This window comes from Nitrosopumilus oxyclinae (assembly GCF_013407165.1).
Lineage (GTDB): Archaea > Thermoproteota > Nitrososphaeria > Nitrososphaerales > Nitrosopumilaceae > Nitrosopumilus > Nitrosopumilus oxyclinae.
Genome location: NZ_CP026994.1, coordinates 253,083 through 270,257 on the forward strand (window position 1 = coordinate 253,083; position 17,175 = coordinate 270,257).

The window sequence follows — 17,175 nt, forward strand, 5'->3', positions numbered from 1 at the left end:
AACTCTAAAAAAAACAATGATCTTTGAATTTTTGTAAAAATTCTATATCTAAATTATCTCAAATTAAATTAATATAGGAAACCTTCATGCTTTAGAATACTGTGCATTCTGAAAAGATTGAAGAATACTCTAAAAAGAATAATGCAGCATCACAAGGCGGAGGCCAAGATCGAATCAAGGCTCAACATGACAAGGGCAAATTAACTGCTCGTGAAAGAATTAATCTCTTACTTGATGAAGGTACTTTTACTGAAATTGATCCATTAACCACACATCATTATCACGAATATGATATGCAGAAAAAGAAATTCTTCACTGATGGTGTTGTTGGAGGTTATGGAAATGTACATGGAAGACAAATCTTTGTTTTTGCATATGATTTCACTGTACTTGGTGGAACACTTAGTCAGATGGGAGCTAAAAAAATCTGTAAACTAATGGATCATGCTGTTCAAACAGGTTGTCCAATAATTGGTATTATGGATTCTGGTGGAGCCAGAATTCAAGAAGGAATAATGAGTCTTGATGGATTTGCAGATATCTTTTATCATAATCAACTAGCTTCAGGAGTAATTCCACAAATTACTGCAAGTATTGGTCCATCTGCAGGTGGTTCTGTATATTCTCCAGCAATGACTGACTTTGTAATTATGGTTGAAAAAGTAGGAACAATGTTTGTTACAGGTCCAGATGTTGTCAAGACTGTATTAGGTGAGGAAATTTCATTTGATGATCTTGGCGGTGCAATGACTCATGGTTCAAAAAGTGGTGTTGCACATTTTGTAGCACAAAATGAATACGAGTGCATGGATTATATCAAAAAACTAATTTCATATTTACCTCAAAATAATACTGAAGCACCACCAAAAATTGAAACAGATGATGATCCAAATAGAATGGATCATAATTTGATCAATATCATTCCGGAAAATCCTTTACAACCATATGATATGAAAGAAATCATTAACTCGATTGTTGACAATCATGAGTTCTTTGAAGTACATGAATTATTTGCTGCAAATATTGTAGTTGGTTTTGGACGAATGAATGGTAAGACTGTTGGTATTGTTGCAAATCAACCTATTGTTCTTGCAGGTGCACTTGACATTGATTCATCAAATAAAGCAGCACGTTTCATTCGATTTTGTGATTCCTTCAATGTTCCAATCATTACTTTAGTGGACACTCCTGGATACATGCCAGGTTCTAATCAAGAACATAATGGTATCATCCGACATGGTAGCAAGTTACTTTATGCATACTGTGAAGCAACTGTTCCAAGAATTACTTTAGTTATTGGAAAGGCATATGGTGGTGCATACATTGCAATGGGAAGTAAAAATCTTAGAACTGACATTAATTATGCATGGCCTACTGCTAGATGCGCTGTTTTGGGTGGAGAGGCTGCTGTAAAAATAATGTATAGAAAAGATCTTTCTGAGGCTGAAGATGCTGAGGCACTAAAAAAACAATTAATTGATGAATTTGCAGAAAAATTTGAAAATCCATATGTTGCAGCATCTCATGGAACTGTAGATAATGTAATTGATCCTGCTGAAACAAGGCCTATGTTGATTAAAGCACTTGAAATGTTAGAAAATAAAAGAGTAAAACAATTACCAAGAAAACATGGGAATATTAATTTGTGATTAGATATGATTGAAAAAGTACTTATCGCAAACAGAGGAGAAATAGCTTTACGTGTAATTAGAACATGTAAGAGACTGGGAATTAAGACTGTTGCAGTTTATTCTGATGAAGATTATGACTCTTTACATGTGAAACAAGCAACTGAGGCTTATCATATTGGAGAAGCATCTCCTGCAAAATCTTATCTCAATCAAGAAAAAATCCTTGAAGTTATTTTGTCTTCAGGAGCTGATGCAATTCATCCGGGATATGGATTTCTTTCTGAAAATTCTGATTTTGCAACTACTTGTGAAAAAAATAACATAAACTTTATTGGACCATCAGGAAAATCCATGGATCTTTGTGGTGATAAAATGCAATGCAAAGCTGCAATGCTTAAAGCCAAAGTACCAACAGTTCCTGGAAGTCCAGGACTTGTAAAAGATGTAGAAGAGGCATTGAAAATTGCAAATGATATTGATTATCCTGTAATGTTGAAATCAGTTTATGGTGGTGGAGGTCGTGGAATTAGAATTGTTACAAATGACAACGAATTACGTGAAGGTTTTGAAACTGTTACAAGTGAATCTATTTCTGCTGTAGGAAAATCTGCTATAATTGTTGAAAAATTCCTCGAAAAAACAAGACACATTGAATATCAAATGTGTAGAGACAAACATGGTAATGCTGTTCATATTTTTGAAAGAGAGTGTTCAATTCAGAGAAGAAACCAAAAACTAATTGAACAAACACCTTCTCCTGTAGTTGATCAAGAAACACGAGATAGAGTAGGTGAATTAGTTGTAAAAGCCTCAGAAGCAGTTGATTATACTAATTTAGGAACTGCTGAATTCTTAAGAGCAGATAATGGCGAATTTTACTTTATTGAAATTAATGCTAGGTTGCAAGTAGAACATCCTATTTCTGAGATGGTTTCTGGATTGGATTTTGTTAAACTTCAAATAGATATTGCAAATGGTGAACCACTACCATTCAAACAAAAAGATCTCAAAATGAATGGTTATGCAATTGAATGTAGAATTAATGCTGAAGACACATTCTTGGACTTTGCTCCTTCAACAGGACCAGTCCCAGATGTAACAATTCCATCTGGACCTAGTGTGAGATGTGATACTTATTTGTATCCTGGATGTACAGTATCTCCATTTTATGACTCTCTTATGGCTAAACTTTGTACATGGGGACAAACTTTTGATGAATCAAGAACTCGTATGCTTACGGCTCTAAATGATTTTTACATCCAAGGTGTAGAAACATCTATCCCTCTTTACAAGACAATTTTGAATTCAGAAGAATACAAAAAAGGTGATCTATCTACTGACTTTTTGAAACGTTATGGTATGATTGATAAATTAACTGAAGATCTAAAGAAAGAAAAAGTTGAGAAGAGTGAAGCTGCTATTGCTGCAGCAATTGTTCATTCTGAATTCTTTAAAAGTAGAATACAAAAAAACTCTTCTTCTAGTTCAAACTGGAAATACAAGTTGGATTGATGATAAATGGATTATAAAATTACAGACATTGAAAAATCATTTGAAGGAAAGATTGTTGAAAATCTTGGTAATAATGACTATGTGATTAAAATTAATGATGATGAACATAAATTAAAAATTATTAATATGAATTCATCTGGAATTGAATTCATTCTAGATCAAAAATATCACAAGGCCAAATATTTAGAACAATCAACTAACGAAATGAATATTGTTGTTGATAATATCCCAATTGTAATTAATCGACACACTCACTTTGATGAAGTAGTTTACAAACACTCTGGTGGTGCAGGTGCAGGTAATGAACAATTGGCTTTGAAGAGTCAAATTCCAGGCAAAGTTGTATCTATTGCAATTGCAGAAGGAGATTCTGTAAAGAAGGGAGATGTCGTTTGTACTTTAGAATCAATGAAAATGCAAGTTTCTGTCAAAGCACACAAAGATGGAGTTGTAAAAGCAATTAAAGTTAAAGAAGCTGCAACTGTTGCTAAAGGCGATGTTGTTGCAGAAATAGAATAGATTTTTTATTTTAAGAAATTTTTAATTTCTTCATAGTTTGGTTCTTTTAATGGATCTTCTGAAACCCATTTGTAACCAATTTTTCCATCTTCATTGATAATGAAAACTGAACGCTTTGCAGCATTGTAATCTTTAATGTGAAGTAAATCAGGCATCAAAATATCGTAATCTCGAATTGTTTTACTGGTATAATCTGCTAATAATGGAAAGTTAAAGTTGTTTTTTTCTGCAAAAGCCTTGTTTGCAAATGGACCGTCATTACTAATTGCTATGACTTTAGCTCCTAAATTTGAAATTTCTTTCCAAGAATCTCTAAATGAACAAAGTTCAACTTCACATACAGGAGAACTTGCTGCAACTATGAATGATAATACTATTTTTCCGCCTTTAAATTCATCCAAATTCCTCATTTTTAATTCGGTGTCTGCAAGTTCAAAACCTGGAGCGATGTCTCCTACATTTAATGTCATGATCGCAATTTGACGTTATCCTATTAAGTTCTTTTCAAAAATAATTTTTTTCAAAAATTGATCTCAAAAACGAAACATACCTTTTTATACAAAAATTGGAGTGAAAAGCTAAATTGGTCGGGGAATTAGCGGGCAATTATAGTACCGTTGTATTGATGTTTGGCTTTGCCGTAGTAGCAATGGCTCCAGCTTTAATTATTTCAAGAATGATTTCTCCACGAAAGAGAAGTAATCCAGTAAAATTCCTCCCAATGGAATGTGGACAAGTTCCAACAGGTGAAGGTAGAACTCATTTCATGATGCAGTATTACCCGTATATTCTGATGTTTGTAGTATTTGATGTGATGGCAATTTTCTTGTATGCATGGGGTAGTGCACTATTGGAAATTCCAAAGATGGCAACTTTGCCGATGATGGGATTTTTAGCTATTATGTTTGGAGCAATGGCATTTGCTTTGTATCAATCTGGGAGACGAAGAATATGGTAGTTTTTTATATAAATTGTATTTACGAGGATAAGGGATAAAATTGCTTAAAGATTTAGTTACACCAGAAAACGCAAATGTCTTTATCGGAAAGTTAGGAGACATTTTAGAAAAAGCAATTGATAAACCATTGGGCTATGCCATTAACTGGGGTAGAATTTGGTCACTCTGGCCTGTTCACATTGAAACAGCTTGTTGCAGTGTAGAATTTGGTGCAGCATCAAGTCCACGATATGATGTTGAAAGATTTGGTATCATTGAAGCATTTGGTTCACTAAGACAATGTGATCTTGTAGTTGTACAAGGAACCATTACAAGAAAAATGGCACCACGTCTCAGATTAGTTTATGATCAAATGCCAGAACCAAAGTATGTAATTGCTATGGGAGCTTGTGCAATTACTGGAGGTTTGTATTTTGATTCATACAATGTACTTCCAGGAATTGATGGAGTTATTCCAGTTGATGTCTATGTTCCAGGTTGCCCACCTAGACCTGAAACTCTTATCCAAGGATGTATGTTATTGCAAGAAAAAATTAAGAGAATGAAGGCTAGGAAGTTTGTATAATGAGTACTGAAACAGAAAATCCTCCTACAGATGCTAAGCCTGAAGTTAAATCACCTCCACCAAAACCTGCACCAAAGAAACCCGAAGCAGCACCTGTAGAGTTACCAGCATTTGAAAAAAGTATTTCAGATAAAATAGTTGAAAAATTTGGAGATAAAATAGAAGTTGGATTTGTAAAAGAAGATAGAGTGAGAATTAATGTTGGAAAAGAAAATGTTCATGATGTTGCTGAATTCATTCGTGATGCTCTAAACTATGATCACGTTGAATCTGTTTCAGGCGTTGATTACCCTCAAGATAATGAAATTGAAGTAGTTTATCATATTGGCTCTTACACTGACTCTTCTTTAGCCAGACAAATTCTAGTCTTAGCTACTAGGGCTCCTAGAGAAACTAACCCAATCCCTGGAAATGATGCAACTCGTCTTCCAACTCTTAGAGATATATTTTACAGTGTAGAATTTCATGAAAGAGAAGTTTTTGAAATGTTTGGAGTTTTCTTTGAAGGACATCCTGATAATAGACGATTACTTTTGCCAGAAGATTGGGCAGACTTACCTCCACTTCGAAAGGACTTTGCAATAAAAGGTAGATAGAGATGACTTTTATTTTACCTCCTGGATTAGCACTCCAAAAAGTTGACGAGAGAATAATGACTCTCAATGTTGGACCACAACATCCAGGTTCAGGTCACATGAGAATTATTGTTCAAATTGATGGCGATTACATTGTTGGATGTGATCCAGATCCAGGGTATGTACATCGTGGTGAGGAAAAGATGGCTGAATATAGAAACTACATTACAAATATTCCTCACTTAGAAAGACCTGTAATTCATGATTCATGTAATGTACTTTATCCATATGTTTTGGGAGCAGAAGAATTACTTGGAATCGAAGTTCCAGAACGGGCAAAATATGTTAGAGTAATTGCATCTGAATTAAACCGATGTATCTACATCATGTACTGGCTTGCAATTTATGGAATCTTTTTGGGTCACTCTACAATGTTTATGTGGCCCGCAGGAGATCGTGAACTCTTAATTGATCTTATGGAAAAAATGACTGGTGCTAGAGTAACACATGCACATTTTGTTCCAGGTGGAGTTAGAAATGATTTACCACCAAACTTTGAAGATGTCTGTTTACGACAAGTAAACTATTTTGAAAAACGTATCAAAGAATATGCAGCAATCTTTTATGATAACCCTATTCTCATTGCAAGAACTAGAGATACTGGTGTTTTATCAAAACAGGATGCAATTCGATATGGAACAACCGGCTCTGTACTTCGAGCCAGTGGTGTTGATTATGATCTTAGAGTAAAGGAACCATATGATGTCTATGATGAATTAGATGTTCATACCAACGTAATGAAAGAAGGTGATTCTTATGCAAGATCTAAAATTCCATGGCTTGACATGTTAGAAAGTTGTAATATTATTAGACAAGCATTACAAAAAATGCCAAAGTCAGGCTCAGTTAGAGTAAAACTAAAACCAAATCCAAAAACCAAAGGACTTGAATCTGTTTACAAGCGTGTAGAGTCTGGTAGAGGCTCTTTAGGTTGCTATATTGTATCTGATGCTAAAGCAGAACCATACAGAGTAAAGTTGAGTGTCCCATCTTTTAGAAATCTGATTGCATTACCAAATCTTCTCAAAGGAGAAAAACTAGGTAACATGCCATCAGTTTATTGGAGTCTAAATTATTGGCCAGTGGAGGCAGACCGATAAATGTCAGTTATTGCACCAAATTTCAAACTAAGTGAGTTTGTAAAATCATTACTTGATAATATATTTTGGATAATACTAATTGTTGTCTTAGTTGGTCTTCCAGCAATTATGATGATCCTGTTTGTAATTGAGATGCCAGTAATTGATGGTGAGTTACTTACTCCATTCCTTGCATTTACTTGGATGGCGGATCCGACACGTATACTTCCTGTTGTTAAAGCATTCATGTCAACTGATATCTTTAGAGTAATGGCATTTCCTGGATTTGGATTTGCAGCATTATTAGCTGCTGCTACAATCTTTGTTGAAAGAAAAATGCTTGCAAAATTACAATTAAGAGTTGGTCCATTCTATTGTGGAAAGTTTGAAGGTATCTTACAATTAATGGGTGATGGTTTAAAATTAATCTCAAAAGAAATTATTATTCCAGCAAAAGCTGACAAACCAATTTTCTGGGCAGCACCAGTACTCTTTGTAGCTACAGCTGCCGCATTTGTCGCATTCATTCCTGTAGCTCCTGGTTGGGTGGTTGCTGATGTAGAGATGGGCTTACTTGGTGTTTTTGCCGTTATTGGATTCTTCCCAATCATTACAATTCTTTCTGCATGGTCTGCAAATAGTAAATTCCCATTCATTGGTGGTATCAGGGCTTTATTCCAAATGGTCTCATTTGAAATTCCATTAATTCTATCTTTGTTGGGTGTGGTGATGTTAACTGGATCTCTTAATCTCTCTGAAATTGCTGCAAGTCAATCTAGTTTCCCATGGATTGTATTTTTACCAGTTGGAGCTATCGTATTCTTTATCACAATGCTTGCAGAATTAGAAAGAATACCATTTGATTTGCCAGAGGCTGAAAGTGAAATCGTCGCTGGATGGCTAACTGAGTTATCTGGAATGATGTATGGACTTGTCCAATTAGGAACATATCTGAAACTTTATGCGTTTGCAGGTCTGTTTGTAGTACTTTTCCTTGGTGGCTGGAATGGCCCAATGGTGGTACCTCCATTCCCAGAAGAACTTCTTACCGGAATTGAAATGGGCCCTGTCACTGTAGGTCCATTCCCTGGATTGCCATTATTTGATCAAGAAATGCTTAATGGCACACTTTGGTTTGTTCTAAAAACTGTTGGTGTCATCTTTTTCATATTATTACCAAGAGGTGTTTTCCCAAGAATTAGAGTTGATATGTTATTGAGTCTTGGATGGAGCAAATTAATTGGGCTAGCTTTCGTTAACATCTTTATTGCACTTGGATTGCTTTACGCTGGAGTGCTAGGACCAGGAGGATTACAATAATGGGAACTGCAACTGGTATTATTCGTGCATTAAATTCTGGAATTAAACATATTGCAACCAAGAGATTCACTCTTCGTTATCCTGAAGAAAAACTAAAGTTTGTAGGTGACGGTTATCAGTTTGATCCATCTACAGGTGTTGGTATTGCAGGACTCAAAGGACGTCATATGCTATTCCATGATCATTGTACTGGATGTCAATTATGTTCAATTGCATGTGAAGGTGTTGCAGAAGCTATTGCAATGGTAAAAGTCCCAGAAGAACAAAAACAAAATAAAAAATCAATCATGCCACAAATTGATTATGGAAAATGTGTTTTTTGTGGTCTTTGTGTTGATGCATGTCCATTTTATGCACTTTACATGACAAATGATTATGAATTATCTTCATTTTCAAAAGAAGGTCTAATCTATACTCCTGCTCAATTACAAGTCAAACCATATGTTGCACAAGACAGTGAAATACAAATTTCTGATAGAGGTGCAACACATGGCTGATGCCGCATTTCTTGCATTAACTGTAATTACAATTGGTTCTGCCATTGCAGCACTTGAAATGAGATCATTGATTTATGGTTCCATTGCTTTGATGGGAACTTTAGGTGGTATTGCAGGATTCTTTTTCTTACTTGATGCACCATTTGTTGCATTATTCCAAATAGCAGTTTACGTAGGCTCTATTGCTGTTCTAATTTTATTTACTGTGATGTTAGTAAAAAGAGAATTAATCTTCAAAAAAATTGAGGATAAAAGAAGAAAATTTGCAGGAATTGGTTTGATGCTAATAATTATGGTTTCATTAGGTGCGGTGTTCTTAGATTCTGGAATCAAAACAATAACTACTGATGAACCTGCTCCAGACTTTAGAGATATTGGAATTGACTTTGTAACTTACTACTGGCCAGCATTAATCTTGATGGGATTACTTCTTGCAGGATCTGTAACTGGTGCATTAGTTTTAGCAAAACGAGAGGATGTGGAGAATGACCAGCGAGCTAATTGATTTTACTTTAGTATCTGTTGCCTTACTTGGCATAGGAATCTATGGTCTTGCAGTAAAACGTAATTTTATTCGAATGCTTTTTGCAGTTGAAATTATTATCAATGCCGCAAACTTGAACATTGTTGCATTTGGTAGATTCTTACCACATAGTGGTGGTCAAACTATGGCATTATTTTCAATTGCAATTGCTGCAGCAGAAGTGGCAGTGGGATTATCGTTAATCATCGTAGCTTATCGTATGTATCAAAATGTCGATATTGCAGACTTTAGGAGCTTGAAGGGATAATGGAATACGCATTATTACAGGCAGTTTTCTTACCGTTACTTTTATCTCCAGTAGCATATATTCTTGGAAGAAAAGTAGGACCTACCCCTGCAATGTGGTTTACATTTGCAATTCTGTTATACACTACAATTCTTGTAATCAATGCAGCACTTTCTGGAACAGTAGAGGAACACTATCCATGGACTGAACAATTTGGAGAATTTGGTTTCTTGTTAGATGGATTGGCATCACCATTTGCAATACTGATTTATGTTTTATCTACAATATTGGCAATTTATTCAAAACCATACATGATTCATAAATTCCACGAACAATTTGAAGAAGAAAAGAAAATTGTTTCATCTGCTGGTGGTCAAACATCTATCATTGAATCATCTTCTCTTACAAATTATGTGAATGCTAAATCTGGACTTTACTTTGCACTATATCTTGTATTTGCAATGGGTATGCTTGGAACTGTTCTTTCAACTAATCTAATTGAATTTTATGTATTCTTTGAGGTTATGTTAATTCCAGGTTTCTTCTTAGTTGCACTTTGGGGTGATGGACCAAGAAGAAAGATTGGTTTAATGTTCTTATTTTGGACTCATGCTGGTGCAGTAGTTTTACTATTAGGATTTTTGATGATTGGTCTTTCCATTGGCAGTTTTGATTTTGCAGATATCAATGAATCAGAAATCCCTGAAGATATTCTCATGTTATCTGCAGTTGCAATTTCAATAGGCCTTGGTGTAAAACTGGCAGTCTTTATGTTCCATATCTGGCTTCCATATGTTCACGGTTCTGCACCTACACCAATCAGTGCATTATTGTCCCCTGCCATGATTGGAATTGGTGCTTATGGTATTTTCAGATTAATTGTAGAATTTTTGCCTTCAACATTTGCAGATCTTGCAATATGGTTCCATATCTGGGGTCTTGTTACAATGATTTACGGTGGTGCCATGGCACTGATGCAAGATGATTTGAAACGCATGCTTGCATATTCTAGTATTAGTCAGATGGGTTACATCCTATTTGGTATTGGTTCAATATCTGTACTTGGTCTTGCAGGTGCTGAGATGATGTATGTAACACACGCCATTGGTAAAGGAATTCTCTTCATGATGGCTGGAATTATTATTGTTAAAGTTGGAACTAGAAGTATCTCTAAACTTGGAGGATTAGCAGGAAAAATGCCAATCACTGCAGTATGTGCAGTTATTGGTGCATTAACAATTATGGGTGTTCCACCAACAAGCGGTTTCATGGGAGAGTGGATTCTATTTTTCGGTGCTTTAGAGACTGCCATTGAAGAGGGTTCAACACTTAGAGCAGTAACATTTGGTCTAGGACTAGTTGCAACAGCTCTTACAATGTCTTACATGTTGTGGATGCTAAAACGCGTATTCTTTGGAAAGACTCCAGAACATCTTGAACATGTTAAAGAAGGAAGTTGGTATATGACAGCACCAATGATGGTGTTGGCAGGATTTTCAATTGTGGTTGGAATTTATCCAGATATTTTCTTGAAGACAATAATTCCATACATGAATGGAGTGTTGGGAGTTTAGATTATGGCAACAGAAGCTTTAGGATTACCATTTGAAGTTGGAGCCGCAAGTGCTTGGTTAGTTTGGATTTTACCATTTGTAGCAGCAATGATTATTCCGGGAGTTGGTAAACTATCAAAACATGCAACTGGTTATGTTGCAGTAGCATTTGCTTTGATGAGTGCATTATCTGCAGCATCACTTCTTCCAATGGCTTTGGAGGCACACGAAATCCATGATCAGATAATGTGGATTGAGGCAATTGGTCTCAAAGCTGGAGTTTTGGCAGATCCACTTTCAATAATAATGGCAAATGTGGTTAGTTGGATTTCATTCCTCATTATGATTTACAGTACCGGATACATGAAAGGTGACAAAGACATTACAAGATTTTGGTTTTGGATGTTGTTCTTTATTGGTTCAATGCAGTTAATTGTACTATCTGATAACTTGTTACAAGTATTCTTTGGATGGGAAGGTGTAGGACTTGCATCATATGCTTTGATTAGCTTTTGGTATCGTGATAAAAAGAAGGATCATGTCGGTGTTGAAGGTAGAACTGTTCTTGGTATGTTAGATTACTATGCTCCAACTCATGCAGGAATGAAGGCATTCATCATGACAAAAGTTGGTGATGTAATGATGATTGCTGGTATGCTTTTGATATTCTTGTTTGCTGGCACTTTTGGCTTTAAGGAATTAATGGGTGAAACTCAATGGGCAACTAATATGGCTGCTCAGGGACTATTAGTCCCTGCATTTGTTTTATTATTTGGAGGTGCCATAGGAAAATCAGCTCAATTCCCACTAAACGAGTGGTTGTTAGAAGCAATGACTGGTCCTACTGCAGTTTCTGCATTAATTCACGCAGCAACTATGGTTAAAGCAGGTGTTTTCTTGGTGGCAAGAATTGGTCCACTTGTTTTTGCATTAGGTGCTGCAGGAATTATGGCTGATCAATTCTTTGAGATAATTGCCTGGGTTGGTGCAATTACTGCATTATTACTTGCAACACAAGGTATGGTGAATAATGAAATAAAGAAAGTTCTTGCATATTCTACTGGTTCTCAAATTGGTTATATGATGATGGCATTAGGTGTTGCAGGATTGTCTCATCAATATGTTGATGGTTATACTGCAGGATTTTTCCATTTAATTTCTCATGCAATGTTCAAGGCTTCATTGTTCATGGCAGCCGGTTCTTTGTTACATATTGTTGGCTCTAGATTCATGAGCGATATGGGTGGTTTAAGAAAACAAATGAAGAAAACTTATGTGTTCATGTGGGCTGCCGGTCTTGGTTTAATGGGTGCACCATTTATCACAACAGGTTTCTGGAGTAAGGATGCAATCTTTGCTGCAGTCTATACATCTGGAAATGAATGGGCAATGCCATTATACATTATCGCTGTTCTAACTGCTGTTATCACTGCATTTTATACAACAAGAATGATTGGACTAGTCTTCTTTGGAAAGAAGAGTAAACACATTGAAAAAATGGAGGAAGAAGGACATCATATTCATGAAGCACCAATGTCAATGTGGATTCCATATGGAATTCTTGCAGTACTCACAATTGGAATTGGTTTGATTGGATTATCTGCTGAAGAAGGACTTCATCACTTGTTCACTGATTACTTGGAACACTCATTTGGTATTCACTCAGCACATGTAGCAAATGAAGCATCAATTTTACCTGAATTCTTGCAAGGACTTAATCCAGTTGCACTTGGTTCATCCTTGGTAGCGTTTGCTACAGGAATTGGTCTAGGTTACATATTTTATATTGGAAGATGGGTAGATCCTGTGAAATTTGTCAATTCAAATATTGTCTTCTATGCAATTCACAAACTTTTCTTAAACAGATGGTATCTTAACGCAATGGTATACTGGTGCTTTGTTGTAGCCCCTCTATGGCTTGCAAGAGGAGTTTTCCGATACTTTGAAAAGACAGCTATCGATTACGGTATGAATGCTGGAGTCCAAAAAGCAGTTGGATGGAGCGCTAAAGTCGTTCAAGGAACGCAAACTGGTGTCTCACAATCATATCTATTCGTATTTGGAGCAGGATTACTATTCGTAGTCCTGATATTATTGATATAGGAGAGATGATGAAATGTTAGAAATTACTTCAACTCCATTGGTATTAATTGCAATTTTGGGAACTGTCGGAATTCTTTTGCCAATAATCAGCATTGCAAGAAAAGAACAAGGCTCAAATTCATTTTATGCAGTAATTGCATTTGCAGCATTAATTGTATCTATGGGATATGTTGGATACCAATTTTATGCCGAAAACATTGCATCATCTGCACTATTTTCTGAAGATGTAATTGTTGATGATGCATTTGGTGGATTCTTTGCAATTGCAATGCTTATTGTTGCTATTTTCACAACTGTTGGTTCTTTCAATTATATGCGAAAGCATAACTCACCAGCAGTTTACTATTCACTAATTTTACTGGCAACAATTGGTATGGTTCTAGTTGCATATTCTACTGATTTGATAATGTTATTTGTTGCATGGGAGCTGATGAGTATTCCAACATACATCTTAGTTGGATATATGAAAAAGAATCCAAGTTCCAATGAAGCCGCTCTAAAATATTTCCTCTTTGGTGCACTGTCCTCTGCAATCATAGTTTACGGAATTTCAATTTCTTATGGATTAACTGGTTCTACAAATATTGGAGAAGTAATTCAAGGTTATTCTACACTTGATCCTTCCATGCTGCCACTTGCATTACTTTCAGTTGGAATGTTTATTGCAGGATTTGGATTCAAAATGGGACTTGTACCTTTTCATCAATGGCTTCCAGATACCTATGAGGGTGCTCCACCAACTATTACTGCACTCTTAGCTGCTGCAACCAAAAAAGCGGGCTTTGCTGCAACGATTAGAATTGTTGTTCTTGGAATGGTTGTTTTGAATCTTGATTGGACTTTAGCTCTTGGAATTATTGCAGTGATGACAATGACTATTGGAAATGTTGCTGCAATTATGCAAAAGAACATTTCAAGAATGTTGGCATATTCTAGTATTGCACATGCAGGATACATTTTGATAGGACTTGCTGTAGCACCTCATAGTTCACTTGGTTTACAAGGTTCTTTGTATCAAATTATGAATCATGCAGTAATGAAAGGTGCTGCATTTATTGCAGTTACAGGTATTATTACAACACTTGCAGTCACACATATTGATAAATTGAAGGGACTTGGAAGACGAATGCCTATCACTGCACTAGGATTAGTTATTGCATTATTTGCTTTAGCAGGAATTCCTCCACTTTCAGGATTCTGGAGTAAATTGATGTTGTTTGGTAGTGCTTTAGATGCTAGTTCTGTAATATGGTGGGCACCATGGCTTGCAATTGCAGGTGTCCTTAACAGTGCATTATCACTTGCTTACTATGGTTGGATTACAAGAAAGATGTACTTTGAAGGAGAAACCGAAAAGAGAGTTGCAGAACCAAAATCCATTATTGCTGTAATGATATTTTCAACAATCTTCTTGGTAGGATTTGGTGTATATCCAGAACCATTAATTAAATTTGTAGAGTTTGCAACTCCAGTAATTAGTTTAGGTTTTATGCCTTAAACGAAGTAAATTTAATTAAATTATCTAAATTAATTTTAGCATCGCTATCTGGAATTTTTCTTAATGCGGTTCTTGCTTTTTCTGAATACTCTTTTAACATTTCTTCCATTTTGTTAAAGACGTCTCTTGGATCAGAACTTTTTTTGATTAACAAATTGAATAACTTGTCCTCATTTTTCCAATCTAACAAATCATCTCTAATTTGATATGCAATTCCAAGATTTTTACCATATTCAGTTAATGCTTCAATTTGTTCTTCAGTTCCATTTGCAATAATTCCACCAATTCTTGCTGCAACTTGAAATGCAACTGCAGTTTTGTATTCAATTACTTTTAGATAATCATCAAATGTAACATCCTCACTAGTTTCTAATCTACCTTCAATCATTTCTCCTTCACTCATTAGCATGGCAGTGGTAGCCAAATCTTTTGTAATTCTAGCATTGTCTAATCTAGATGATATTGCAAGAATTAATCCTAAAACAAAATCTCCAGTTAGTACGCTTGTGTTATACCCATATTTTATGTGGAATGGCTCTTTTTGCCTTCTCATTGTTTCATTATCGATAATATCATCATGGATAATGGATTCCATATGAAGAAATTCAACAGCACATGATGCTGAAAGTACATTTTCATCAATTTTACCTACACTCTCTGCGGCTAAATTCAAAATTATGGGCCTAATTCGTTTTCCTCCTTCTAGGGAATATTTTAGAGGCTCAATGAACTCTGATTCGGAATAGATTCCTAATTCATTTTCTAAAGCCTGATTAATTCGCTGAATATACTTTCCATAAGTTTCAAGTAGAGGATTTATCTCGATATTTTTCCTGTCCAAGATGGCCTGATCAAAAAACTTTACCATACGTAAATAAATCTTGGTGCTCCAGCCGGGATTTGAACCCGGGATCTTTGCCTTGAAAGGGCAAAATGCTTGACCGGTCTACACCACTGGAACCCATGAAAATTATTTTTTATGACCATAAAATCTTTTGTAAACAACAAAGATTTTTTTATTGGCTCTCGTGGAGATGTATCATGAACATAATTAAGAAAATTGACGAAATGATTGAAGAAAGAAGTTTACTAAAACACCCATTTTACCAAATGTGGTCTGATGGAAAATTAACCCAGGAATCTTTGGCAGGTTATTCTAAAGAATATTTCCAACTTGTAAAAGCAGTCCCATCCTTTATGACTCCGATAATTGAAAAATCTTCTGAAGCAGTAGTTGGCGAATTAGTTGAAAACCAGCAAGAAGAATCTGATCATATTAAACCATGGATTGCCTTTGCTGGCGAACTAGGAATATCCAAAGATGAATTAATTTCATATTCTGGAACTGACAAAACACAAAAAGCTGTATCTGATTTGAATCAACTTATGGATACTTTTGATGGAGGAGCATGTGCAATGTATGCCTTTGAAAAAGAAATCCCAAAAATCAGTCAGACAAAACTTGATGGATTGTCTGAATTTTATGGGATGACTAGTAATGAAGCTACAGAATACTTCAAACTTCACACCGAAGCTGACGTTAGACATGCCGCATCTTGGAGAAATATTTTGGAGAGATCCTCAATTGATTCTAGTGTTTTGATTGAAATTGCAGATAAATCAATTTCAGCACAAAACTTGTTGCTTGATAGCTGCTACGAAGAATACTGCTAATCTCATAACATTTTAAACCTGAGAAAAAATTCCTTTGCTTAGGGCCCGTAACTCAGCTTGGTAGAGTAACCGGCTCATAACCGGTGAGCCAAGGGATCGAAGCCCTTCGGGCCCATTATTTCCATTAGTTTTAAAATGAGCGAATTAAAAATTATCTGGCCGCAATGAAGAATCAGAGTTATATCTGAATTGATGATTGGAAGGCATTTGACTGAGCAGCCAAAACTCATTTGTTGATTTGTTTTTTTACCTTTTCTAAGATGTTTGCATCAATTAGATTTTGATCAAACAAAGCCTCTGTAATTTGTAAAATATTTAGAATTGAGTGTATTTTAACTCCTAATTCTAACAATGCTTCATCAGCCCCCTCCATCCGATTTACAATCACATATGCATCTTTTACTGTGATGTTTACTTCTTTCAAAGACTTGATGGCATTAACTACTGAACCCCCCGTGGTTGCAACATCATCGATCATTACAACTTTCATGTTATCGTGAATTTTCCCTTCGACTGATTTTGATGTTCCATAATCTTTTGGCTTGCTTCTTACATAGATTAACGGTTTTACGGTTTCAATTGCCAATGCTGATGCAATTACTAGACCTCCTGTAGGTACTGACACAATTGAATCAAAATTATCTAATCCAATATCTTGCCCAATCTCATTTTCAAGATATTTCACCATTTTTCTAAATTCAATAGGATAACTTGGGACTAATCTCAAATCTACATAATACGAACTCTTTTTTCCACTGGCTAATGTAAAGTCACCAAATTTTATGATGCCATTTTGATGCAAAAAGGTTGCAAACTCTTTTACAAATTCCATACAAAAGTTAACTACACTTGATTTATTTT

The 17,175-nt window shown here is 35.5% G+C and carries 18 protein-coding genes and 2 tRNA genes; 16 read left to right on the top strand and 4 right to left on the bottom strand.

What is annotated here, in order from left to right; all coding sequences use genetic code 11:
• The first annotated feature begins 101 nt into the window (after positions 1–101).
• From C5F49_RS01525 to C5F49_RS01535, 3 genes are read left to right on the top strand one after another with little or no spacing between them, the layout of a single operon-like run.
• Positions 102–1,649 (top strand): acyl-CoA carboxylase subunit beta, encoded by a 1,548-nt coding sequence (locus tag C5F49_RS01525; RefSeq protein ID WP_179363002.1) that lies wholly within the window; start codon positions 102–104, stop codon positions 1,647–1,649.
• Between the two features lie 6 nt (positions 1,650–1,655).
• Positions 1,656–3,143: an acetyl-CoA carboxylase biotin carboxylase subunit gene (locus tag C5F49_RS01530; protein WP_179363003.1), complete on the top strand. Its 1,488-nt coding sequence runs from the start codon at positions 1,656–1,658 to the stop codon at positions 3,141–3,143.
• Between the two features lie 6 nt (positions 3,144–3,149).
• Positions 3,150–3,662, top strand: coding sequence for an acyl-CoA carboxylase biotin carboxyl carrier protein subunit (locus C5F49_RS01535; RefSeq protein ID WP_179363004.1), 513 nt, complete (start codon positions 3,150–3,152; stop codon positions 3,660–3,662).
• Between the two features lie 5 nt (positions 3,663–3,667).
• Here C5F49_RS01535 and C5F49_RS01540 read toward each other — a convergent pair whose 3' ends face one another.
• Entirely contained in the window at positions 3,668–4,132 is a 465-nt protein-coding gene (locus C5F49_RS01540; protein WP_179363005.1) for a redoxin domain-containing protein, read from the bottom strand.
• Between the two features lie 155 nt (positions 4,133–4,287).
• Here C5F49_RS01540 and C5F49_RS01545 point away from each other — a divergent pair, with 155 nt between their 5' ends.
• From C5F49_RS01545 to C5F49_RS01595, 11 genes are read left to right on the top strand one after another with little or no spacing between them, the layout of a single operon-like run.
• Positions 4,288–4,620 carry an NADH-quinone oxidoreductase subunit A gene (locus C5F49_RS01545; protein ID WP_179363572.1) on the top strand — a complete coding sequence of 111 codons (333 nt, stop codon included), beginning with the start codon at positions 4,288–4,290 and terminating at the stop codon, positions 4,618–4,620.
• Between the two features lie 40 nt (positions 4,621–4,660).
• Entirely contained in the window at positions 4,661–5,185 is a 525-nt protein-coding gene (locus C5F49_RS01550; protein ID WP_179363006.1) for an NADH-quinone oxidoreductase subunit B, read from the top strand.
• The gene (locus C5F49_RS01555) at positions 5,185–5,781 is read left to right on the top strand and encodes an NADH-quinone oxidoreductase subunit C (RefSeq protein ID WP_179363007.1); all 597 of its coding nucleotides are present in this window, start codon (positions 5,185–5,187) and stop codon (positions 5,779–5,781) included. Before C5F49_RS01550 ends, C5F49_RS01555 begins: the two co-directional genes overlap by 1 nt.
• Before the next feature lie 2 nt (positions 5,782–5,783).
• A complete protein-coding gene (locus tag C5F49_RS01560; protein ID WP_179363008.1) occupies positions 5,784–6,920 on the top strand; it encodes an NADH-quinone oxidoreductase subunit D in 1,137 nt (378 codons plus the stop codon).
• On the top strand, positions 6,921–8,219 hold the full coding sequence (gene nuoH, locus C5F49_RS01565) for an NADH-quinone oxidoreductase subunit NuoH (RefSeq protein WP_179363009.1): 1,299 nt from the start codon (positions 6,921–6,923) through the stop codon (positions 8,217–8,219).
• Positions 8,219–8,716, top strand: coding sequence for an NADH-quinone oxidoreductase subunit I (locus C5F49_RS01570; RefSeq protein WP_014964445.1), 498 nt, complete (start codon positions 8,219–8,221; stop codon positions 8,714–8,716). The genes nuoH and C5F49_RS01570 overlap by 1 nt, the downstream gene beginning before the upstream one ends.
• Positions 8,709–9,221, top strand: a complete 513-nt coding sequence (locus C5F49_RS01575; protein WP_179363010.1) for an NADH-quinone oxidoreductase subunit J family protein — start codon at positions 8,709–8,711, stop codon at positions 9,219–9,221. The genes C5F49_RS01570 and C5F49_RS01575 overlap by 8 nt, the downstream gene beginning before the upstream one ends.
• Positions 9,202–9,507 carry an NADH-quinone oxidoreductase subunit NuoK gene (gene nuoK, locus C5F49_RS01580; protein ID WP_179363011.1) on the top strand — a complete coding sequence of 102 codons (306 nt, stop codon included), beginning with the start codon at positions 9,202–9,204 and terminating at the stop codon, positions 9,505–9,507. Before C5F49_RS01575 ends, nuoK begins: the two co-directional genes overlap by 20 nt.
• Positions 9,507–11,060, top strand: coding sequence for a complex I subunit 4 family protein (locus C5F49_RS01585; RefSeq protein ID WP_179363012.1), 1,554 nt, complete (start codon positions 9,507–9,509; stop codon positions 11,058–11,060). The genes nuoK and C5F49_RS01585 overlap by 1 nt, the downstream gene beginning before the upstream one ends.
• Before the next feature lie 3 nt (positions 11,061–11,063).
• Positions 11,064–13,142, top strand: a complete 2,079-nt coding sequence (locus tag C5F49_RS01590) for an NADH-quinone oxidoreductase subunit 5 family protein (RefSeq protein WP_179363013.1) — start codon at positions 11,064–11,066, stop codon at positions 13,140–13,142.
• A gap of 13 nt (positions 13,143–13,155) precedes the next feature.
• Positions 13,156–14,640: an NADH-quinone oxidoreductase subunit N gene (locus tag C5F49_RS01595; RefSeq protein WP_179363014.1), complete on the top strand. Its 1,485-nt coding sequence runs from the start codon at positions 13,156–13,158 to the stop codon at positions 14,638–14,640.
• Here C5F49_RS01595 and C5F49_RS01600 read toward each other — a convergent pair.
• Together C5F49_RS01600 and C5F49_RS01605 are read right to left on the bottom strand one after the other, a co-directional pair.
• Positions 14,630–15,508 (bottom strand): polyprenyl synthetase family protein, encoded by an 879-nt coding sequence (locus C5F49_RS01600; RefSeq protein WP_246275358.1) that lies wholly within the window; start codon positions 15,506–15,508, stop codon positions 14,630–14,632. The two genes, C5F49_RS01595 and C5F49_RS01600, sit on opposite strands and share 11 nt — an antisense overlap.
• Before the next feature lie 14 nt (positions 15,509–15,522).
• Positions 15,523–15,601, bottom strand: a tRNA-Glu gene (locus tag C5F49_RS01605).
• A gap of 80 nt (positions 15,602–15,681) precedes the next feature.
• On the opposite strand from C5F49_RS01605, the gene C5F49_RS01610 reads away from it, so the two are divergent.
• Both C5F49_RS01610 and C5F49_RS01615 read left to right on the top strand, forming a co-directional pair.
• Entirely contained in the window at positions 15,682–16,314 is a 633-nt protein-coding gene (locus tag C5F49_RS01610; protein ID WP_179363015.1) for an iron-containing redox enzyme family protein, read from the top strand.
• A 41-nt stretch (positions 16,315–16,355) separates the two neighbouring features.
• Positions 16,356–16,429 (top strand) — tRNA-Ile (locus C5F49_RS01615).
• A 111-nt stretch (positions 16,430–16,540) separates the two neighbouring features.
• Here C5F49_RS01615 and pyrE read toward each other — a convergent pair.
• Positions 16,541–17,146: an orotate phosphoribosyltransferase gene (gene pyrE, locus C5F49_RS01620; protein ID WP_179363016.1), complete on the bottom strand. Its 606-nt coding sequence runs from the start codon at positions 17,144–17,146 to the stop codon at positions 16,541–16,543.
• Positions 17,147–17,175 lie beyond the last annotated feature (29 nt).